Below are 20,683 nucleotides of genomic sequence, written 5' to 3' on the forward strand. Positions count from 1 at the left end.
GCAGGGGGGACCCTGTGGGAGAGTAGGACGCCGCCGAACTCATTTTAGAGAAAAGGGGAACCCCCGCACCATTGGTGCGGGGGTTTTCTGCGTTCCAGGGGAAGTCTTAGGGTCGGGATATGCGATACGACCTGGTCATCTTCGACAATGACGGCGTCCTGGTGGACAGCGAGCCGATCTCCAACACCATCCTGGCCGGCTATCTGACCGAACTCGGGCACCCCACCTCGTACGAAGACTCCCTGCGCGACTACATGGGCGCTGCCGTGCATCGCGTACACGATCTGGTTCTCGAGCGGAGTGGTGAGAAGCTGCCCGCGGACTTCGACGCGGTCTTTCACGGGCGGGTGTTCGCCGCTTTCGAGCGGGAGCTGAAGCCCGTCGAGGGGGCCGTGGAGGTGCTGGAGAAGTTCACGGCCGACGGGGTCGCCTATTGCCTGGCCTCCTCCGGGAGCCACGAGCGCATTCGGGTCGGGCATCGGAGGACCGGGCTCGACAGGTGGTTCGACGCATCCCGGGTCTTCAGTTCGCAGGACGTGGGGCGGGGGAAGCCGGCGCCCGATCTCTTTCTGTATGCCGCTGAGCGCATGGGCGTCGCGCCCGAGAGGTGCGTGGTCGTGGAGGACAGTCCGCTGGGGGTGCAAGCTGCCGTGGCGGCCGGGATGGATGTCTACGGGTTCACCGCCATGACGCCCGCGGAGCGGCTCGTGGGGGCCACCGGACTCTTCGCGGATCTGCGGGAGCTGGCTGACCTGCTCGTATGACGCGGGCCGCGGGGTGGCACTGACAATTGTCACTGTCAGGTCCGGACGATCGTTTCTGTCGGGGGACAGGGGCCGGCGGCGAAGCTGTGTGTGTCGCGAAGGAGTCGCGAACGGCACGTACACAGCTACGACGGAGGAACCCGATCATGAGCCAGCTCGCTGCCGAAGCCCCCGCCACGGTCACCCCGGCCGCCCCTGCCGCCGCCACCGGCTCGGAGGCCCGCAGGGCGCGGATCGAGTCGCTGAAGCCGCTCGTGCTGGACGCGGTCGTGCCCACTGCCTCGTACTACCTGCTCAGCAAGGGGTTCGGGATGGGCACCATGGCGGCGCTCGCCTGGAGCAGCGTGCTGCCGGCGGGGCGGACGGCGTGGAGTGTGGTCAGGGAGCGGCGGGTCAACGGGCTCGCGGCGCTGATCCTGACGGCCAATGTCGTGGGGCTGCTGATGAGCCTGATCGCCGGTGATCCGCGGCTGATGCTCGCCAAGGACAGTGGGATCACCGCGACCGTGGGGATCGCGGTGCTGTTGTCGGTGGCGTCCGGGCGGCCGCTGATGACCGCCGCCCTCAAGCCCTGGGTGACGAAGGGGAACGCGGGACGGACCGCGGCCTGGGAGCGGCTGATGGCCGAGCGGGGGCGGTTCGCGCGGCTGGAGCGGATGTTCTCCGTGGTGTGGGGTGCGGCGCTCTTCGGTGAGGCGCTGCTGCGGGTCGTCGGGGCCTACACGCTGTCCGTCGACACCATGGTGTGGCTGAGCGGGGTGATCGCGGCGGTGACCATCACGCTGACGGTCTTCGTCAGCGGCCGCCTGGTCGTCGAGCCGATGGAGAAGATGGTCCGCAAGGCGGCCTGTGCCTGCTGAAATTGGTTGAGTGATCCACCTACCCACGGGTAGTCCGGGGCCCTACGCTCTGCAGCCATGACCGATGAGCTGCGGCGCGGCAGGGCTTCGCTGGCGTTCGCCTTCCTGGTGCAGGGAGCGACCTTTGCCCTGCTGGTGACGCGGATTCCGGCGATCCAGGATCGATACGGGATATCCGACGGGCTGCTGCCCGTCTTCCTCGCGGCGGTGCCGATCCTGGCGGGGGCCGGGAGCGTGGGCACCGAGCAACTGGTCAAGAGGGTGCCGCCGAGTGCGGTGCTGCGGTGGTCGCAGCCCGTGGTGCTGCTCGCGCTGCTGGGAGTGGGCGCGGGGGACGCGCTCTGGCAGGCGGCGGTGGCGCTCGGGGTGTTCGGGCTCGCGGTGGGTGCGCTCGACGCGTCCATGAACATGCTCGGGGTGAGTCTTCAACGGGCCTACGGGCGCAGCATCATGCTGGGGTTCCACGCCGCGTACAGCCTGGGCGGGATCGTCGGGGCGTCGCTGGCCTGGGTCGGAGCGCACTGGGACCTTCCGCTCTTCGTCTCCTATCTGCCGGTCGTGGTGGTGCTGTTGCCGGCGGCGCTGGTCGGGAGCCGGTGGTACGTCGACGCGGCGCGGGAGGGGAACGGCGCGGGCTCCGGGACGGCCCGGGAGGGCGGGACCGTCGTCTTCAGGGCGCTGTTGCCGCTGTGTCTGGTGATGACCTTCGCGTACATCGGGGACTCGACCGTCTCCAACTGGAGCGCCAAGTATCTGCAGGACGTCCTGGGGAGCTCCGAGGAGGTCTCGACGGTTCCGTACAACGTCTACATGGTCATGACGCTGGTGGGGCGGGGGCTCGGAGACCTGGGCGTGCGGCGGTTCGGGGCCGTGGCGGTGGTGCGGGCCGGGTCGGTGGTGGCCGCGCTGGGGTTCGCGGTCGTGGCGGCGGCGCCCGGGGCGTGGGTCGGGATCGCGGGGTTCACGGTGCTGGGGCTGGGGTTGTGCGTGGTGGTTCCGCAGACGTTCGCCGCGGCGGGGCGGCTGTTCCCCAGGGCTTCGGATACGGCCGTCGCGCGACTGAACGTCTTCAACTATGTGGGTTTCCTGATCGGTTCGCCGTTGGTGGGCGGTCTCGGGGATGCGTGGAACTACCGGGGCGCCATGGTCGTTCCTCTCGTGTTGGTGCTCCTGACCTTGTTGTACGCCCGTTCCTTCGCCCCGGGAGCGGACCGGTACGGTGACGGGCATGAGCGGCCGCGCACAGCTGATGTGGGACGAGGCAGTAACGGGCTATGACTTCGGCCCGGGTCACCCGATGGACCCGGTCAGGCTCGGGCTGACCCGAAGTCTCGTCGGCGCCTTCGGGCTCGACCGGGAGCTGGACGTGGTCGCGGCCAAGCGCGCCGGTGATTCGACGCTGCGGCTCGTGCACCGCGGGGATTACGTGGACGCGGTCAGGGCTGCTTCCCTCGACCCGGGGTCCGCGCGCGGGGAGTACGGGCTCGGCACGGAGGACGACCCCGCCTTCGCCGGGATGCACGAGGTGTCCGCGCTGATCGCCGGGCAGTCCGTCGGCGCGGCCGAGGCGGTGTGGCGTGGGGAAGCGCTGCACGCGGTGAACTTCGCGGGCGGGCTGCACCATGCGATGCCCGGGGCAGCCTCCGGGTTCTGCATCTACAACGACGCGGCGCTGGCCGTCGCGCGCCTCCTGGAGCTGGGCGCCGAGCGGGTCGCGTACGTGGACGTCGACGTGCACCACGGCGACGGCGTCCAGGCCGCCTTCTGGGAGGACCCGCGGGTCCTGACGATCTCGCTCCACGAGCATCCGCGCACGCTGTTCCCGCAGACCGGGTGGCCCGAGGAGACGGGTGCGGACGGCGCGGCCGAGGGGTCCGCCGTGAATGTCGCGCTGCCCGCGGGCACGGGGGACGCGGGGTGGATGCGGGCCTTCCACGCCGTGGTGCCCGAGCTGCTCGCCGAGTTCCGGCCGCAGGTCCTGGTGACGCAGCACGGGGCCGACACGCACTTCGAGGATCCGCTCGCCCACCTCGCCGTATCGCTCGACGCGCAGCGGGCCGTGCAGGTCGCCTGTCACGAGCTGGCCCACGAGCACGCCGACGGGCGGTGGGTCGCTCTGGGGGGCGGGGGGTACGCCGTGGTGGACGTGGTGCCGCGGTCGTGGACGCATCTGGTCGGGATCGCCGCGGGGCGGCCGGTCGATCCCGCGGCGGACGTGCCCGAGGCGTGGCGGCAGGAAGTCTTCGCGCGGACGCGGCAGTTGGCGCCGGGGCGGATGACGGACGGGCGGTGGCCCGTGGACTGGCGGGGATGGGAGGCGGGGTACGACCCGGCGGACCGGCTCGACCAGGCGGTGCTCGCCGCTCGGCGGGCCGCGTTCCCCTTGCGGGGCCTGCTGGCCTAGGCCCGGTCGTCGGACTCCCGGCTGCCTTGCGTCGCATAGGGGCTTTCCCCGGCCGAAGTGGGGGGCGTATTGTGCCCGCGTTAGCCCAACTGTGGGGGTTTTCCCGGGTTTTGTGGGTTCGGGGGTGGGCGATGCGCCAGCATCGGCAGCGTGTTGAGCACCGGCGCCCTGCGTGCGCATCTGTTGGCGGCTCGGTTGGCCGGGCCCGTCGCCACCTCGCGGGAGCAGAGCCTGCGGAGCTACCGGCTCTTCGCGGCCCGCGACCCGCGGATACTTCTCGGGCTCGACCCCGAGTGGAATTGGGGCCCCGGTGATCTGCTGGGGCTGATGGCGGACAAGTGCGGGGTGTCCGCCGATCTGGCGCTCACCACGGGGGCCGACGTCATCGATCCGGAGCGGACGCTGGCGGCGCTCGACGCCTTCGCGGAACGGCTCGCGGACGCGGCGAGAAGGCGGCTCCCGGTCCTCCTCGGGACCGGTCATCCGCACCGTCTGCTCGGTTTCTACGCCGCGTTGGCGGACGCTTTGTCGACGGCTGGATGCACTGTCCTCACCCCGGCGCAGGGCAGCAGTGTCGACATAACGACCCGGTTCGGCCTACGCACGTACAACCTTGACTACGTACAAGGAGTCGCGCTGGTGCGCGAACCCGGCGCGCGTCCCGCCGGGAGTGAGACCGGCGCACACACCCACTCACCACTGCCGGTTCGGGCCGCTCTGGATGCCGCGGCGGAGGCCGGCGGACCGCTTCCCGAGTTGGTCATCGGGGACCACGGATGGGTCTGCGGGGCAGGTCAGCTGGGGTTCGAGGCGATCGGCCTGGCGGATACGGACGATCCCGCGCTGTTCGTCGGAGAGGCCGAGGGGCGGGTGTCCGTCGTCGTTCCACTTGATGACGCTGTGCGGTCTGATTACTACCGACCGCTTACTCGCTATGTACTCAATCGAGCGTGTCTGTCACAGTAGGCGGCCGATGGCTGCTCCTCTTCCCCACTCGCATCATCCGCCCCTAGTCTGGGGAGTGAGCGCATAGCGACGAAGAGTCACCGGAAGGGGAAGCCGGTGCCCGTCATGTGCGGAAGGTTCAGGTGGGGTGTCATGGCTGAGAACCAGAGGCCGCTGAACGAGGTTCAGTTTCTGACCGTGGCGGAAGTCGCCTCGGTGATGCGAGTGTCCAAGATGACCGTGTACCGGCTGGTGCACAGCGGTCATCTGCCCGCCATCCGGGTCGGAAGGTCCTTCCGGGTTCCGGAGCAGGCGGTTCACGAGTACCTCCGCGAGTCCTACGTGGGGGTCGAAGCAGGTTGAGTGAGGGGTCCCAGGGCCCGTCGCGGCAGGGGTCATGGCCCCTCGATTACGTCCCTCACGCGGAGACGGGTAGGCTAGGCCGACGTAGGTCGTGTGGGCCCAGTCTGCTGCCCCGCACCGAGTGAAGAGAAGTGAGCGAGGGTAGTCGTGGGCTCTGTTATCAAGAAGCGGCGTAAGCGGATGGCCAAGAAGAAGCACCGCAAGCTGCTGAAGCGCACTCGCGTTCAGCGTCGCAACAAGAAGTAGGCGGCCGCTGCAACAGCGTGTACCGAAGCCCTCCTGTCATCCGACGGGAGGGCTTCGGTGTTTTCGGCCGTCTCCGGGCCCACGGACATCACAGCGCAACGTCCACCCGCTAGCGTGGGCCGCGACACAGCCGACAGCGTGCGGCGAGGGTTGAGGGTTGGGGAAAGGCAGGCGCTGATCTTGGGCAAGGTCGTGCTCGTGACCGGAGTGGCCCGGCAACTGGGCGGACGGTTCGTCCGGCGCATCCAGCGTGACCCCGATGTCGACCGGGTGATCGCCGTCGACGCGGTCCCACCCGAGCACCATCTCGGCGGCGCCGACTTCGTCCAGGCCGACATCCGGCAGGCCACGATCGCCCGGGTGCTCGCGGAGCACAGCGTGGACACGGTCGTCCACATGGACGTCACGGCCACCGCGCTCGGCCGGGGAGGCCGGGGCAGTCGCGGCTCGGTCAAGGAGACCAACGTCATCGGCACCATGCAGCTCCTCGGAGCCTGCCAGAAGTCGCCGACGGTGAAGCGGCTCGTGGTGAAGTCGAGCACCAGCGTGTACGGCTCCGCGCCCAAGGACCCCGCGGTGTTCACCGAGACCACCCCGCCCAAATCGCTGCCGAGCGGTGGCTTCGCCAAGGACACCGTCGAGGTCGAGGGCTATGTGCGCGGCTTCGCGCGACGCCGCCCCGACGTCGCCGTGTGCGTGCTGCGCTTCGCGAACATCCTCGGCCCCGCCGCCGACTCCCCGCTCGCCGAGTACTTCTCGCTGCCGGTCCTGCCGACCGTGTTCGGCTACGACCCCCGCCTGCAGTTCGTCCACGAGGACGACGCGGTCGAGGTGCTGCGGCTCGGCTCGCACGAGCCCGAGCGCGGCACGCTCAACAGCGGCACCTTCAACATCGCCGGTGACGGCCAACTGCTCCTGTCCCAGTGCTCGCGGCGGCTCGGCCGACCCACCGTGCCGATGTTCCTGCCGGCCGTCACCTGGTTCGGCTCCGCGCTGCGCACGCTCGGAGCGACGGACTTCTCGCCGGAGCAGATCAGGCTGCTCACGCACGGCAGGGTCGTGGCCACCCGGCAGATGCGCGAGACACTGGGGTTCAGGCCGAAGTACACGACCGCGGAGGCGTTCGCGGACTTCGTACGCAGCCGGGGCCCCGGGCTGCTGCCGCCAAGTGCCCTCGCGGGGGCAGTCGACCGGATCGCCGCGCTGCCCCTCGCGGGCGGCAACCAGAGCGCCAACTGAGGAGAGCGTCAACGATGGCGGACGCCAAGGTCATTCCGTTCGACGACGACAGGTCGCGCGGGAGCGCGCAGCGTGCGGCGCGCCGCAGGTCGGCGCCCCGGCGCGCGGGTGATCCCGTGGCCGGGGTGAAGGCACTGCCCGGGCAGCAGGACGGGCTGCCCCAGGACGGGCTGCCCCAGGACGGGCAGCAGGGCGAAGGGCCGCAGGCGGCCCGCTCGGAACCGGCAGGGCGGGCGCCGGAGTCGAGCGGCGGTGGCGGCTGGGACCGGCGCGTCGCGGGGGGCCTGGCCTTTCTGCGGCGGCGGCTGACCGGTGAGTACGAGGTCGACGACTTCGGTTACGACGAGGAGCTCACCGACCAGGTCCTGATGTCGCTCCTCCGCCCCTTCTACGAGAAGTACTTCCGGGTGGAGGTGAAGGGCATCGAGAACATCCCCGCCGACGGCGGGGCGCTGATCGTCGCCAACCACTCCGGGACACTGCCGCTGGACGGCCTGATGATGCAGGTCGCGGTGCACGACAACCATCCGCAGGGCCGGCACCTGCGGCTCCTCGCCGCCGACCTCGTCTTCATGCTGCCGATGATCAACGAACTGGCGCGCAAGGCCGGCCACACCCTGGCCTGTGCCGAGGACGCGGAGCGGCTGCTGGAGCGGGGCGAGCTGGTCGGTGTGATGCCGGAGGGCTTCAAGGGCATAGGAAAGCCCTTCAGCGAGCGCTACAAGCTGCAGCGGTTCGGGCGCGGCGGGTTCGTGTCGACGGCGCTGCGCACGGGTTCTCCGATCGTGCCGTGCTCGATCGTCGGGGCGGAGGAGATCTACCCGATGATCGGCAACGCGAAGACGCTGGCACGGGTGCTGGGTTTCCCGTACTTCCCGATCACGCCCACGTTCCCGTGGCTGGGCCCGCTGGGCGCGGTGCCGCTGCCGACGAAGTGGACGATCCAGTTCGGGGAGCCGATCCCGACGGACGGCTATCCGCCGGAGGCGGCGGAGGACCCGATGCTGATGTTCAATCTGACGGACCAGGTGCGCGAGCAGATCCAGCACTCGCTGTACAAGCTGCTGGTGCAGCGGCGGTCGGTGTTCTTCTGACCGCGTTCTTCTGACCGCGATCTTCTGACCATGCGTCGGGGGCGCCCTCCCCGCCAGGAGGGCGCCCCCGATCACGTACTGCCGAGGACTATTTCGCGTCCTCTCCGTCGACGCCCAGCTCGGGGAGCAGGCCGGGCAGGAGCGGGGGCAGGGTGACGTCCGGCTTGGCCGGGAGGCTGTCCTGGCCGGGTTTGCTCTTGCCGTCCGACGGGGGCGGGGAGGACTTCTTCTCGGCCGGCGGGTCGAGAAGGCCACCCGTGGTCCCGCCGAGGAGGCCGTCGTCCTTGCTGTGCGAGGTGGTCGGCTTGGGTTTGCTGTCGTGGCGGGTCTCGCCGCTGTGCGAACTGCCGCTGCCCGAGGGGCGGGCGGGACGTCCGTCGGAGGTGTCGGAGCCGCTGGGGCTCCGAGGCGTCCGGCCGGTCGTGCCGCCCTTCTCCGGGGCGCGGGGCAGCAGGGAGCGCAGCGGGTCGACCTCTTCGTCTATGGCGTCGAAGACGGAGCTGACCTGTTGGCCCACGTCGCCCAGCTGGACGGGGAGGCGGCCCTGGAGGTCGCTCCACGCCTCGCGGTGCGAGCGGGAGAACGCGGACAGTGCCTGGATGGGGCCCAGGGAGCCGTCGCGTTCGTAGGCCTCGAGGAGCAGGCGGTGGCCCTCGGTGGCATCGTGCCGCATGCCGGAGAGGGCTCGTCTGACCTCGCCGAGGGACTCGTGGTCGAGGGTCTTCGTGCGGCCCCGTTCCATGAGTCTGCGGGCTTCGTTCAGCCGGGTCGACGCATGGTCGAGGTAGATCTGGCCGCGGTCGGTGTCGTCGTCGGCCAGGCCCAGTTTGAAGTCCTCCATACCGCGCTTGAGACCGTACAGAGAGTCGCCGGGCAGGGCGTCTGAGCTGGCGGCCGCAACTCCGCCGAACGCGCCCGCGGCGACGCCGACGGTGAGGCCGCCTGCCGCGATGCCCTTGGAGAGACGGGAGCGCGGCCGCAACTTCCGCAGGGCGCCCGCTCGATGAGCACCCTTGCGGGACCGCTGCTCGGGCACCGATGGACTGTTGCCCTCGAGAAGCATGGCTTCCATGGCGGCCACGAGCTGGGCGCGCTGGACGACCTTGACCTCGGGGTCGAGGGCGGGCTTGGGCAGCGCGTCGAGACCTTCCGTCAGGGCCAGCATGTGGCCCTGCTCGGTCGGTTCGGAACGGGCCGCGGTGGTTTCGGGGGACTCCACGGATGCGGCCGCGGGTGCGGATGTGGGCGCGGAGTCCTCGGACTGCTCGGCCGCCGGACCCTGGTGGGACTGCTCCTCCAGGGCCTGGGCGAAGGCGTTCGCCCGCCGGTGGGCCGATACGTTCGCGATCACTGGCGGCACCTCCTCTCGTCAAGACGGTCGACTCCCCAGGGGGTCCTGAGGGTTGCATGTCCTGACCATTTCCACACGATCGAGTGAGCGGAGCCAGTCAGGTAGCGACCACAGGGAGCCTGCATCCCGCACAACGAGCGTCGCGGCACTTGGGTTACGGACGAAGGATGATCGGACCGCGACAAGTCCGCGGCGGCCATCTGGCCGCCACGGAAGGTGAGTTGGGGATTACGGAGCATGACGGAGGGGGTGTGGCGTCGTCGGCGGGACTAGCGGACGTCGTCGGGCAGGAGGCGGGCGAGCGTGCGCACCGCGCGGTACTGGAGGGTCTTGATCGCACCCTCGTTCTTCCCCATGACCCGCGCGGTCTCGGCGACGGAGAGGCCCTGGAGGAAGCGCAGGGTCACGCACTCCTGCTGCTGGGGGTTGAGGCGGCGGACGGCTTCCAGGAGGGCCGCGTTCGAGAGGGACTCCAGGACGGAGTCCTCGGGGCTGCGCTCGACCTCGTTGGCGTCGAGCATTTCGCCGGTGGTCACTTCGAGGCGGAAACGGCTCGATTTGAAGTGGTCGGCGACCAGGTTGCGGGCGATCGTGACCAGCCAGGCGCCGAAGTCGCGGCCCTGCCAGGTGAAGGTGCCGATGCGGCGCAGGGCGCGCAGAAAGGTCTCACTGGTGAGGTCCTCGGCGGTCGCCTTGCCGCCCACGCGGTAGTAGATGTAGCGGTAGACCGTGTCGCTGTACTGGTCGTAGAGGCGGCCGAAGGCGTCGGACTCGCCGGCCTGCGCGCGCTCGACGAGGTCCATCATGCGGGCGCTGTCGCTGTCCGCGGCGGGACGGCGTGGGGTGGGGGCAGAGGTGGCGGCAGCGGCGCCGGAGCGGGACCGTCTGCTGACTGCCGCACCGCCGTTCGCCAGGGCATAGCACGGCCCGGCGGGTGCGGGGACGGCGAGGGCGGGGACGGCGGGGACGGCGTACGCGGTGGGGACGAAGCCGCGCAAGCGGTCGATGACCGTTGCGCGCAGCGTAGCCAGGCCCGAGGCGTCAACCCCGACGTGTGGGTACACGGGACTCCCAGAGGCAGAGCTTCCATCACGTGCAGTACGGGACCGTTCACCCGTCGTAGCGACGTGTGGGGTCCCTTATGCGTCTGAGGAGAATAACGCTTCGTACAGGCAGCGCTACACCCAGTTGCTCAAATCATCGATTACGTCGCTTCTGTAACCGATTGACGCCTGCTCAAGTACCGGAGAGTGACCGTTTATTGATCGATTGGGTTCACATTCCGTGTCGGCATGAGGCGTGTTGTGGCCGAGTGCTACCGGCGTGACTGGCGGGAGCCGGGGCGGGGTAGGACCGACGGAATGCTCGGGCCCCGCGGTGCGGGGCGAGGCGTCAGTGGCGGCGGCGGTGCAGGGCGATCGCCGCGGCGGCGCCGCCCGCGAGCGCGCCGACGCCGGCGGCCGCCGGGATGCCGACCTTCGCGGCCTTGCGGCCCGTGCGGTAGTCCCGCAGCCGCCAGTCCCGTTCGCGCGCGTGCTTGCGCAGTTTGGCGTCGGGATTGATCGCATAGGGGTGTCCGACGAGCGAGAGCATCGGGATGTCGTTGTGCGAGTCGCTGTACGCGGCGCAGCGGCCGAGGTCCAGGCCCTCGGCGGCGGCCAGCGCGCGGACGGCCTCGGCCTTCGCCGGGCCGTGCAGGGGCTCGCCGACTAGCCTGCCGGTGTAGACGCCGCCGATGGACTCGGCGACGGTGCCGAGGGCGCCGGTCAGGCCGAGGCGGCGGGCGATGACCGTGGCGATCTCCACCGGGGCGGCGGTGACCAGCCAGACCTTCTGGCCCGCGTCGAGGTGGGCCTGGGCCAGGGCGCGGGTGCCCGGCCAGATGCGCTCGGCCATGTACTCGTCGTAGATCTCCTCGCCGATGGACATCAGCTCGGCGACGCGGTGGCCCTTGACGATGGACAGGGCGCTGTCGCGGGCGTCCTGCATGTGCTCGGGGTCCTCGACGCCGGCGAGCCTGAACCAGGCCTGCTGCCAGGCGAACCGGACCAGTTCCTGGCGCTCGAAGAACTTCCGCTTGTACAGGCCGCGGCCGAAGTGGAAGATCGCGGCGCCCTGCATCACGGTGTTGTCGAGGTCGAAGAAGGCGGCGGCCTTGTCGTCGCCGACGACGGGGAACTCCGGTTCCTTCGGCTCCTCGTCGGCCGCGGCCCGGGCCGCCAGGCTTTCGAGTTCCTCCAGCTCCTGGGAGGTCTTGCGCGCTGCCTCAGCCGAGGCCTCGCCTGCCAACACGCTCCGCGCCGTGGCGGAGCGCCTACGGGGGGTGAGCCATCCGAGAGCGGCCATGTCGTGAGCATAGCCAGTCTGTTCGGCGGTTCCGGAGTCGGGAGGATTCGGGCCTGTGAACTCTCCGCGTCGAGGCCGTGAAAGGGCGTGCCCGGAACGGGTCCGCCGGGGGCGCGGGCCGGGCGAGAATAGGGGGCATGAGCCCGATTTTTCGTCGTAGCGGCGGTCGTACGGAGAAGAAGAAGCCGCAGGAGCGGCTGGTCACCCTGGTCGGGAAGCCGGGGTGTCATCTGTGCGATGACGCACAGTCGGTGATCGAGAAGGTCTGCGGGGAGCTCGGCACTCCGTGGGAGAAGAAGGACATCACGCAGGACGAGGAGCTGCACCGGGCCTACTGGGAGCAGATTCCCGTGGTGCTCGTGGACGGGGAGCAGCACACCTTCTGGCGCGTGGACGAGAACCGGCTGCGGCGGGAACTGACCGGTTAGCCCGGGCACCTACTGACCGACCAGTCCAAAGTGCCCGCGAATTGGATTACGCTTTGGGGCGGTTTTGGTCTCGGGGGCGATGATCGTGAGGAGAGTGTGCGGTTTTGCCCCCTGCAAATGAGCAACGACGCCGTCCGCGCGCCGGTTCCACGATCGTGCGCCGGGGGCGCGTGACCCCGGTCACGTTGGCCGGGCAAATCGGACACCATCTTTGTGCACGCGTTCACAAAGACATAGCCTGCATTCGACGGGGCGGTCTGGGGACGAGTGACCGCCTGCAGCCCCGCTCTACCCGCAGGAGCACCGTGGCAACTGGCCGAACTCACCGACCGGCGACCCGCAGCCGAGGAATTCCCGAGGCCACCGTCGCCAGGCTTCCGCTGTACCTCCGAGCCCTCACCGCTCTGTCGGAGCGCTCGGTGCCCACGGTCTCCTCCGAGGAGCTCGCGGCCGCCGCCGGGGTCAACTCCGCGAAGCTGCGCAAGGACTTCTCGTATCTCGGTTCCTACGGGACGCGCGGCGTCGGTTATGACGTCGAGTATCTCGTGTACCAGATCTCCCGTGAACTCGGGCTGACCCAGGACTGGCCGGTTGTCATCGTCGGCATCGGTAACCTCGGCGCCGCGCTCGCCAACTACGGCGGCTTCGCGTCCCGCGGTTTCCGCGTCGCCGCGCTGATCGACGCCGACCCGGCCATGGCGGGCACGCCCGTCGCGGGCATGCCGGTCCAGCACACCGACGACCTCGAGAAGATCATCGAGGACAACGGCGTCTCGATCGGCGTCATCTCGACCCCGGCGGGCGCCGCCCAGCAGGTCTGCGAGCGGCTCGTCGCCGCCGGTGTGACCTCCATCCTGAACTTCGCGCCGACGGTCCTCTCCGTGCCGGACGGCGTCGACGTACGCAAGGTCGACCTCTCCATCGAGCTGCAGATCCTCGCGTTCCACGAGCAGCGCAAGGCCGGCGAGGACGCCGCCCACGAGGGGCCCGTCCCGCCCGTGTCGGCCAAGCAGCAGCGGAAGGGACCCGACGGGGACGTCCCCGCCGTGATGCCGGCATGAGTCTCCTGGTCGTGGGGCTGAGCCACCGCAGTGCACCGGTGAGCGTCCTGGAGCGGGCCGCGCTGTCCGCGGACGCGCAGGCCAAGCTCCTGCAGGACACCCTCGCCGCCGAGCCCGCCGCCGAGGCGGCCGTGCTCGCCACCTGCAACCGCATCGAGCTCTACGCCGACGTGGACAAGTTCCACGCGGGCGTGGCCGAGCTCTCCACGCTGCTCGCGCAGCACAGCGGCGTCGGCCTGGAGGAGCTCACCCCCTATCTGTACGTCCACTACGAGGACCGTGCCGTCCACCACCTGTTCTCGGTGGCCTGCGGGCTGGACTCGATGGTCGTCGGCGAGGGGCAGATCCTCGGGCAGATCAAGGACGCCCTGGCGCGCTCGCAGGAGCTGCACACCGCGGGCAAGCTCCTCAACGATCTTTTCCAGCAGGCCCTTCGGGTCGGCAAGCGCGCCCACTCCGAGACCGGCATCGACCGGGCCGGGCAGTCGCTCGTGACGTTCGGGCTGGAACAGCTCGCCGCGGGCGGTTCCGTGGAGGCCTGGGCCAAGGGCAAGCGGGTCCTGGTGATCGGCGCGGGCTCCATGTCCTCGCTGGCCGCGGCGACCCTCGCGCGCGCCGGTGTCGAGGAGATCGTCGTCGCCAACCGCACGCTGGAGCGGGCGCTGCGCCTCGCGGAGATCCTCGCGGACTCCGGCACCGGGGTGACGGCGCGCGCCGTTCCCATGGCCGCCGTGGCCGATGAACTGACACGTGCCGACGTGGCGGTGTCCTGCACGGGCGCGACCGGTCTGGTGCTCACGGCCGAGGCCGTCGCCGCCGCGGTGGGCGGGGCCACGCCGCCGTCCGCCGTCCGCGACGCCCTCGCGCCGTCCGCGGACCCGGCCGGTGCCGCGACCGGGGGCGACGCCACCGCGTTCGCCCAGCACGCCGCGTGGCTGGAGAAGGCGCGGGGCGAAGGCCCGGTGCGGACCGGCGCGACGGACGGCGGCGCTTTCGAGGGGCGTACGGCGTCGCTCGCCCTGCTCGACCTGGCCATGCCGCGCGACATCGACGCCGCGGTGCACCGCATCCACGGGGTGCGCCTCGTCGACATCGAGTCGCTCGCGGAGGCGTCCGCGGACGCCCCGATGGCCGACGACGTGGAGAAGGTGCGCGGCATCGTCTCCGACGAGGTCGCCGCCTTCGGCGCCGCGCAGCGCGCCGCGCACATCACGCCGACCGTGGTCGCCCTGCGCACGATGGCCGCCGATGTGGTGGCCGGTGAGATGGCGCGCCTCGAAGGCCGGCTGCCCGGCCTCGCGGACAAGCAGCGCGCGGAGATCACGCAGACCGTGCGCCGTGTCGTCGACAAGCTGCTGCACGCGCCGACGGTGCGGGTCAAGCAGCTGGCGAGCGAGCCCGGCGGCGCCGGGTACGCGGACGCGCTGCGCACGCTCTTCGACCTCGACCCGCAGACGGTCGCGGCGGTCAGCCGGGCTGACCACATGAACAACGAGAACGACGACCCGAATCGAGGCCGGGCATGACCGAGAAGGCCCTCAGGCTCGGGACCAGGCGCAGCAGGCTGGCCATGGCCCAGTCCGGCCAAGTGGCCGAGGCAGTGAAGGAGTTGACGGGGCGACCCGTCGAGCTCGTGGAGATCACGACGTACGGCGACACCTCGCGCGAGCACCTCGCGCAGATCGGTGGCACCGGCGTCTTCGTGGCCGCCCTGCGCGAGGCCCTGGCCCGCGACGAGGTGGACTTCGCCGTCCACTCCCTCAAGGACCTGCCCACCGCGCAGCCCGCCGAGCTGACCCTCGCCGCCGTGCCGCCGCGGGAGGACCCGCGCGACGCGCTGATCGCGCGCGACGGACGCACCTTCGCCGAGCTTCCCGAGGGAGCTCGCGTCGGCACCGGCTCGCCGCGCCGCATGGCGCAGCTGAACGCCTACGCGCGCAGCCACGGCATGACCATCCAGACCGTGCCGATCCGCGGGAACGTCGACACCCGCATCGGATACGTGCACAAGGGGGAGCTCGACGCCGTCGTGCTCGCCGCCGCAGGACTCAACCGCGTCGGCAGGTCCGACGAGGTGACCGAGCTCCTGTCGGTCGACACCGTTCTGCCCGCCCCCGGCCAGGGGGCACTGGCGATCGAGTGTGCCGCGCACCACGCGTCACTCGCCGCCGCGCTCGCCGAGCTCGACGACCCGTACACCCGGGCCGCCGTGACCGCCGAGCGGTCCCTGCTCGCCGCCCTGGAAGCCGGTTGCAGCGCGCCCGTGGGCGCGTTGGCCGACCTCTTGGCCGACGGGCAGATTGTCAAGGAAATGCGCCTGCGCGGCGTCGTCGGTACGACCGACGGCTCGACGCTGGTGCAGCTGTCCACCACCGGTCCCGTGCCCGAGACGGAGACCCACGCCATGGCGCTGGGCCGCGAACTCGCTGCCGAGATGCTTGCCAAGGGCGCGGCCGGTCTGATGGGGGAGCGAGCACTTTGAGCCCCACCTCGAACCTTCCAGGCCTTCCCGCACACGGGCACGTCACCTTTCTCGGTGCCGGACCCGGAGATCCGGGACTGCTGACCCTGCGCGCCGTCGAGGCGCTGGCCCGAGCGGATGTGCTGATCGCCGAGCCCGATGTGCTCGACGTCGTCCGCGTGCATGCCAGGGGAGGTGTGGACACACCCCAGCCGACAGCTGACGACACGTCAATGACCGCCGACGCGACGCCGTTCCGAGCTGCCGCCAATCTTGTCATGGCGGCCGCGAAGGGCGGCAGGCGGGTCGTGCGGGCGGTGAGCGGCGACCCGGGCCTCGACACGTACGCGGCCGAGGAGATGCTGGCCTGCGCCGCCGAGGGCATCCCCTTCGAGGTCGTGCCGGGCATCGCGGCCGCGGTCGGTGTGCCCGCGTACGCCGGTGTGCCGCTGCGGGACGCGCAGGGCACGGACGTCCGCTTCGTCGACGCCCGTACCGCCTCCGACCGCTGCTGGAGCGAGGTCGGCGCGTCCGACGGGACCGTCGTGGTCTCGACGGCGCTCGACTCCGTGGCGGCCGCGGCCGGTGAGCTGGTGGCCGCGGGCCGCAAGCCGGACACCCCGATGACCGTGACCGTGGCCGGTACGACGACGCGCCAGCGCACCTGGACCGCGACGCTCGGCACCATCGCGCAGGTCCTGAAGCAGGCGAAGGTGCTGCCCTCGCCGGACGGGGGCCAGCCCGTCATAGCCGTGGTCGGCGAGCGCTCCTCCGCCGCCCAGCGCGACCAGCTGTCGTGGTTCGAGTCGAAGCCGCTCTTCGGGTGGCGCGTGCTCGTGCCGCGCACGAAGGAGCAGGCGGCCTCGCTCTCCGACCAGCTGCGGTCGTACGGCGCCGTGCCGCACGAGGTGCCGACCATCGCGGTGGAGCCGCCGCGCACGCCCCAGCAGATGGAGCGCGCGGTCAAGGGCCTGGTGACCGGCCGGTACGAGTGGATCGCCTTCACGTCCGTCAACGCCGTCAAGGCGGTGCGGGAGAAGTTCGAGGAGTACGGGCTCGACGCGCGCGCCTTCGCCGGGATCAAGGTCGCGGCCGTCGGTGAGCAGACCGCCGCCGCGCTGATCGCCTTCGGCGTGAAGCCGGACCTGGTGCCGAGCGGTGAGCAGTCGGCCGCTGGTCTCCTGGAGGACTGGCCGCCGTACGACCCGGTCTTCGACCCGATCGACCGGGTGTTCCTGCCGCGGGCCGACATCGCCACGGAGACGCTGGTCGCGGGGCTCATCGACCTGGGCTGGGAGGTGGACGACGTCACGGCCTACCGGACCGTGCGCGCGTCGCCGCCGCCCGCGGACACGCGCGAGGCGATCAAGGGCGGTGGCTTCGACGCGGTTCTCTTCACGTCGTCGTCCACGGTGCGCAACCTCGTCGGCATCGCGGGCAAGCCGCACAACGTCACCGTCATCGCGTGCATCGGGCCCGCCACGGCCAAGACCGCGGAGGAGCACGGGTTGCGCGTGGACGTGATGGCTCCCGAGCCGTCCGTGCACAAGCTGGCCGAGGCGCTGGCCGAGTTCGGTGCGGCGCGGCGTGCGGCGGCGCTGGACGCGGGGGACCCTGTGACGCGGCCCAGTGAACGCCGGCCCGGTTCGCGGCGGAGGCGTACGGCACCCTGAGCGGTCCCGCACCGTCGATCACCGGCTTCGCCGAGTTCGTCCTCAAACGCCGGACGGGCTGAACTTCCCTGGTCCCGGCTGAGAACCCGCAGTCGGGACCAGAACCTTTCGTGAGGTGAGAGAGACAGTGACCAAGTACGGATCGTTCCCCGGAGCGCGGCCGCGGCGGCTGCGGACCACCCCCGCGATGCGGCGCATGGTCGCCGAGACGCGTCTGCATCCGGCCGATCTGATCCTGCCCGCATTCGTGCGCGAGGGGATCAGCGACCCGGTGGAGATCGGCGCCATGCCCGGCGTCTTCCAGCACACCCGCGACAGCCTGAAGAAGGCCGCGGTAGAGGCGCTGGAGGCCGGGGTCGCCGGGATCATGCTGTTCGGCGTGCCGGAGGAGTCGAAGAAGGACGCCGTGGGCACGGCGGGCACGGACCCGGACGGCATCCTGCAGGTGGCGCTCCGCGACGTGCGGTCCGAGGTCGGCGACGACCTCATCGTCATGTCGGATCTGTGCCTCGACGAGACGACGGACCACGGGCACTGCGGTGTCCTCGACGCGCGGGGCCGGGTCGACAACGACGCGACGCTCGAGCGGTACGCGGAAATGGCGCAGGTGCAGGCCGACGCGGGCGCCCACGTGGTGGGCCCGAGCGGCATGATGGACGGTCAGATCGGCGTCGTGCGCGACGCATTGGACCAGACCGGGCACGACGACGTCTCCATCCTCGCGTACACCGCGAAGTACTCCTCGGCCTTCTACGGGCCCTTCCGCGAGGCCGTGGGCTCCTCCCTCCAGGGGGACCGCAAGACCTACCAGCAGGACCCGGCCAACACCCGGGAGTCCCTGCGGGAGCTGGCGCTCGACCTGGAGGAGGGCGCCGACATGGTGATGGTGAAGCCCGCCGGTCCCTACCTCGACGTCCTGGCGAGGATCGCCGACGAGGTGGACGTGCCGGTGGCGGCGTACCAGATCAGCGGCGAGTACGCGATGATCCAGGCCGCCGCCGAGCGGGGCTGGATCGACCGGGACAGGGCGATCATGGAGTCCCTGACGGGGATCAAGCGCGCGGGCGCGAACATGATCCTCACGTACTGGGCGACCGAGGTCGCACGCCGGCTCTGACCGGCGCGAACCGCCGTGCGGGTGGCGGGAGTTCACTCCGTCAGGTCAGGGCGGCCTCAGGGGACGTCTGCCAGGAGGTCGTCGTCGCCGTGCTGTCCACGTACACACCGCCCGCGGGCAGCGCCACGGACACCTCCTTGCCGACGCCGCCGTCCACCGACCGGCCCGCGAACAGGACGCCGACGCGGTGGGCGGTGCGGCCGTGCGCCCCGCTGCCGTCGGCCGTCGAGGTCATGACGCCCGCGTACGCCGACTGCCCGGGCTCCAGGGTGACGACCGCCTGCGGAACGGAGTCGGTCGTGGCGGCGGCGGGGGCCTGTGCGTCGTCGAAGCGGAGGTAGGGGGCTCCGAAGGCGAAGCAGGGCGTGGGGCCGGTGTTGGTGGCGGTGATCAGGAGATGGTTCACGGGGCGGGGGACCTCGGTGACCCTCACCTCGACGGTGCCGCCCGTGCAGGTGACCGGATTCCCGCCCGGCGCGGTGCGCCGGTTGGTGGCAGGCCGCGACTCCGTGCTGTGCTTGGCAGCTGTCCGTGCCGCGAAGGTCGCCGCGCCCTCGTCCCGGGTTCCGGTGCCGTCCGCGCAAGCCGTCAGGGTGAGGCTGCCGACGGTGATCGCGGCGGCGGCGACGGCTCGGACGGCGAGCGTGTGACGGGTGTTCGTAACGGTACTGGTGCGGAACATGGCTGATCCTTCGTGATGTGAGCCGGAGGCGACATGCTTGGATGACGAAAGCTTGGGGGGGTACGGCGTCCCGGTCGCCACGGGCTCGGGGGAGTTGGGGACGCTGGAACGTCCATACGGACTCTGACCAGGGAAGACACGACTGCCCTGGAACGGCGGACTGGAATGGGGTAGGGCAGAGATGGCATCGCTCGCGGAGTTGCTCCGGGAACTCAAGGAGCGGTCCGGGCACAGCTATGGAGTGCTGGCCAAGCGGCTTCACATGAGCACGTCGACGTTGCACCGGTACTGCAACGGAGATGCGGTGCCCGCCGAGTTCGCTCCGGTGGAGCGGTTCGCCCGGCTCTGCAAGGCGACGCCGGACGAACTGGTGGAGGTCCACCGGCGGTGGATCCTCGCGGACGCGGACCGGCGGCGCAAGCCGGAGCCACCACCACCATCCACCGCCGCGCAGCGAGCCGCCGCCGCGCAGCGAGCCGCCGCCGCACAGCGATCCCCCGCCGGGCAGCAGCCTTCTGCCCCTCGTACCCCGGAGCCCGACCGGGAGCCCGACCCCGAGCCCGAGCCGGAGGTGGAGGCTGGGAGGGACTCCCCGTCGCAGCGCTCCGAGCCCGGCGACCCGCCCAGCCGCTCGCGCAGGCGGAGCACCATCGTCCTGGCGTCCGCCGTCGCCGCGGTCGTCGGCCTCGCCTCCGTCGCCCTCGCCCTGAACGGCCGTGACGACGACGGGCACAAGCGGACCCCGAGCTCCGCCGCGGCGTCGGGTCCGAGCACCGGTCCGTCCGACGCCCCCGGCAAGGGCGGCGCCAAGGACGAGGACACGAAGGAGGACAAGGACGACGGCAAGGGCAAGAAGGGCGGCTCCTCCGCCTCGCCCTCCAAGAAGGGCGGCCCGTCGCCCGACGCCTCCCGGGGCGGGGGCAAGGGGCCCGACACCGGCAGCGTGCAGAGCGACATCGACCTGGTGACGACGCGCACCAAGCCGTACGCCTTCGACGACCCCTGCGGCATGGACTTCCTGGTCAACCGGAAGCCCGGCGAGGTGCCGCAGCAGCCCGCCGTCCAGGACACGCCCGGCTGGGTCGGCGACCTCGGCGCTGTCTCGTCCGGCAGCCAGTACATCGAGGTGACCGTGCAGGGCCTCGGCAAGGAGACCGTCGTCCTGGAGGGCATGGACGTCCGCGTGCAGAGCACCAGCGCGCCACTGGCCTGGAACAACTTCCAGATGGCGACCGGCTGTGGCGGCACCGTGTCCACCAAGTCCTTCCACGTCGACCTCGACGACGAGTCGCCCCGCGTCACGCCGAAGAACGGCCAGCGCGACTTCCCGTACAAGGTCAGCGAGAACGACCCCGAGGTCTTCTACATCAACGCCGATGTCGCGTCGCACGACGTGCGCTGGTACCTGGAACTGCGGTGGTCGAGCGGGCAGCGGCACGGCATGCTCCGGGTCGACGACCAGAACAAGCCCTTCCGCACCAGCAGCAGCGCCGGCCGGCCCACCTACGGCTGGCCGCCCGGCGCGGCCCGGTGGGAGCGGCAACTGCAGGACGGCTGAGCCCCGGTGGGGACGCCCCGGTACGGCCTCGTCCGCATCCCGGAATGGCGCGTGTAGCGGGCATCCACGTGTTTAGGGTGCGGGCGACGCC

20 protein-coding genes are annotated in these 20,683 nt (G+C 70.9%); 16 read left to right on the top strand and 4 right to left on the bottom strand.

The window, feature by feature from the left end:
- Positions 1-119 precede the first annotated feature (119 nt).
- From ACZ69I_RS13015 to ACZ69I_RS13055, 9 genes are all read left to right on the top strand, one after another.
- The gene (locus ACZ69I_RS13015) at positions 120-764 is read left to right on the top strand and encodes an HAD family hydrolase (protein ID WP_470832074.1); all 645 of its coding nucleotides are present in this window, start codon (positions 120-122) and stop codon (positions 762-764) included.
- 146 nt (positions 765-910) lie between these two features.
- The gene (locus ACZ69I_RS13020; RefSeq protein ID WP_470832076.1) at positions 911-1,624 is read left to right on the top strand and encodes a VC0807 family protein; all 714 of its coding nucleotides are present in this window, start codon (positions 911-913) and stop codon (positions 1,622-1,624) included.
- A gap of 57 nt (positions 1,625-1,681) precedes the next feature.
- Positions 1,682-2,902 carry an MFS transporter gene (locus ACZ69I_RS13025; protein ID WP_470832078.1) on the top strand — a complete coding sequence of 407 codons (1,221 nt, stop codon included), beginning with the start codon at positions 1,682-1,684 and terminating at the stop codon, positions 2,900-2,902.
- The gene (locus ACZ69I_RS13030) at positions 2,853-4,028 is read left to right on the top strand and encodes an acetoin utilization protein AcuC (RefSeq protein ID WP_470832080.1); all 1,176 of its coding nucleotides are present in this window, start codon (positions 2,853-2,855) and stop codon (positions 4,026-4,028) included. Before ACZ69I_RS13025 ends, ACZ69I_RS13030 begins: the two co-directional genes overlap by 50 nt.
- Before the next feature lie 150 nt (positions 4,029-4,178).
- Positions 4,179-4,994: a phosphatase gene (locus ACZ69I_RS13035; RefSeq protein ID WP_470832081.1), complete on the top strand. Its 816-nt coding sequence runs from the start codon at positions 4,179-4,181 to the stop codon at positions 4,992-4,994.
- A gap of 132 nt (positions 4,995-5,126) precedes the next feature.
- Positions 5,127-5,336: a helix-turn-helix domain-containing protein gene (locus tag ACZ69I_RS13040; RefSeq protein WP_062770509.1), complete on the top strand. Its 210-nt coding sequence runs from the start codon at positions 5,127-5,129 to the stop codon at positions 5,334-5,336.
- Between the two features lie 147 nt (positions 5,337-5,483).
- Positions 5,484-5,582, top strand: a complete 99-nt coding sequence (locus tag ACZ69I_RS13045; protein ID WP_003948845.1) for a 30S ribosomal protein bS22 — start codon at positions 5,484-5,486, stop codon at positions 5,580-5,582.
- A 180-nt stretch (positions 5,583-5,762) separates the two neighbouring features.
- Complete coding sequence (locus ACZ69I_RS13050; RefSeq protein ID WP_467682632.1) at positions 5,763-6,821, top strand: NAD-dependent epimerase/dehydratase family protein; 1,059 nt, start codon at positions 5,763-5,765, stop codon at positions 6,819-6,821.
- 14 nt (positions 6,822-6,835) lie between these two features.
- Entirely contained in the window at positions 6,836-7,915 is a 1,080-nt protein-coding gene (locus ACZ69I_RS13055) for a lysophospholipid acyltransferase family protein (RefSeq protein ID WP_470832083.1), read from the top strand.
- 88 nt (positions 7,916-8,003) lie between these two features.
- On the opposite strand, the gene ACZ69I_RS13060 is transcribed toward ACZ69I_RS13055, so the two are convergent.
- The 3 genes from ACZ69I_RS13060 to ACZ69I_RS13070 form a co-directional block, all read right to left on the bottom strand.
- A complete protein-coding gene (locus tag ACZ69I_RS13060; protein WP_470832085.1) occupies positions 8,004-9,266 on the bottom strand; it encodes a DUF5667 domain-containing protein in 1,263 nt (420 codons plus the stop codon).
- A gap of 269 nt (positions 9,267-9,535) precedes the next feature.
- Complete coding sequence (locus ACZ69I_RS13065; protein ID WP_361732441.1) at positions 9,536-10,330, bottom strand: ECF subfamily RNA polymerase sigma factor, BldN family; 795 nt, start codon at positions 10,328-10,330, stop codon at positions 9,536-9,538.
- 328 nt (positions 10,331-10,658) lie between these two features.
- Positions 10,659-11,612 (bottom strand): HAD family hydrolase, encoded by a 954-nt coding sequence (locus tag ACZ69I_RS13070; RefSeq protein ID WP_467682635.1) that lies wholly within the window; start codon positions 11,610-11,612, stop codon positions 10,659-10,661.
- A gap of 137 nt (positions 11,613-11,749) precedes the next feature.
- Here ACZ69I_RS13070 and ACZ69I_RS13075 point away from each other — a divergent pair, with 137 nt between their 5' ends.
- The 6 genes from ACZ69I_RS13075 to hemB all read left to right on the top strand — a co-directional run bounded on the left by ACZ69I_RS13075 (position 11,750) and on the right by hemB (position 18,352).
- Positions 11,750-12,040 (top strand): glutaredoxin family protein, encoded by a 291-nt coding sequence (locus tag ACZ69I_RS13075; protein ID WP_470832088.1) that lies wholly within the window; start codon positions 11,750-11,752, stop codon positions 12,038-12,040.
- Positions 12,041-12,345: 305 nt separating this feature from the next.
- The gene (locus ACZ69I_RS13080) at positions 12,346-13,101 is read left to right on the top strand and encodes a redox-sensing transcriptional repressor Rex (RefSeq protein ID WP_389715064.1); all 756 of its coding nucleotides are present in this window, start codon (positions 12,346-12,348) and stop codon (positions 13,099-13,101) included.
- On the top strand, positions 13,098-14,627 hold the full coding sequence (locus tag ACZ69I_RS13085; protein WP_470832090.1) for a glutamyl-tRNA reductase: 1,530 nt from the start codon (positions 13,098-13,100) through the stop codon (positions 14,625-14,627). Before ACZ69I_RS13080 ends, ACZ69I_RS13085 begins: the two co-directional genes overlap by 4 nt.
- Positions 14,624-15,583, top strand: coding sequence for a hydroxymethylbilane synthase (gene hemC, locus ACZ69I_RS13090; protein ID WP_470832092.1), 960 nt, complete (start codon positions 14,624-14,626; stop codon positions 15,581-15,583). The genes ACZ69I_RS13085 and hemC overlap by 4 nt, the downstream gene beginning before the upstream one ends.
- Positions 15,580-17,235, top strand: a complete 1,656-nt coding sequence (locus ACZ69I_RS13095; protein WP_467682639.1) for a bifunctional uroporphyrinogen-III C-methyltransferase/uroporphyrinogen-III synthase — start codon at positions 15,580-15,582, stop codon at positions 17,233-17,235. The genes hemC and ACZ69I_RS13095 overlap by 4 nt, the downstream gene beginning before the upstream one ends.
- 127 nt (positions 17,236-17,362) lie before the next feature.
- On the top strand, positions 17,363-18,352 hold the full coding sequence (gene hemB / locus ACZ69I_RS13100; protein ID WP_470832440.1) for a porphobilinogen synthase: 990 nt from the start codon (positions 17,363-17,365) through the stop codon (positions 18,350-18,352).
- 40 nt (positions 18,353-18,392) lie between these two features.
- On the opposite strand, the gene ACZ69I_RS13105 is transcribed toward hemB, so the two are convergent.
- On the bottom strand, positions 18,393-19,034 hold the full coding sequence (locus tag ACZ69I_RS13105) for a DUF4232 domain-containing protein (RefSeq protein ID WP_470832095.1): 642 nt from the start codon (positions 19,032-19,034) through the stop codon (positions 18,393-18,395).
- 181 nt (positions 19,035-19,215) lie between these two features.
- On the opposite strand from ACZ69I_RS13105, the gene ACZ69I_RS13110 reads away from it, so the two are divergent.
- Complete coding sequence (locus tag ACZ69I_RS13110) at positions 19,216-20,592, top strand: helix-turn-helix domain-containing protein (protein WP_470832096.1); 1,377 nt, start codon at positions 19,216-19,218, stop codon at positions 20,590-20,592.
- The last annotated feature ends 91 nt before the right edge of the window (positions 20,593-20,683 follow it).

This window comes from Streptomyces sp. NPDC036815 (assembly GCF_055609205.1).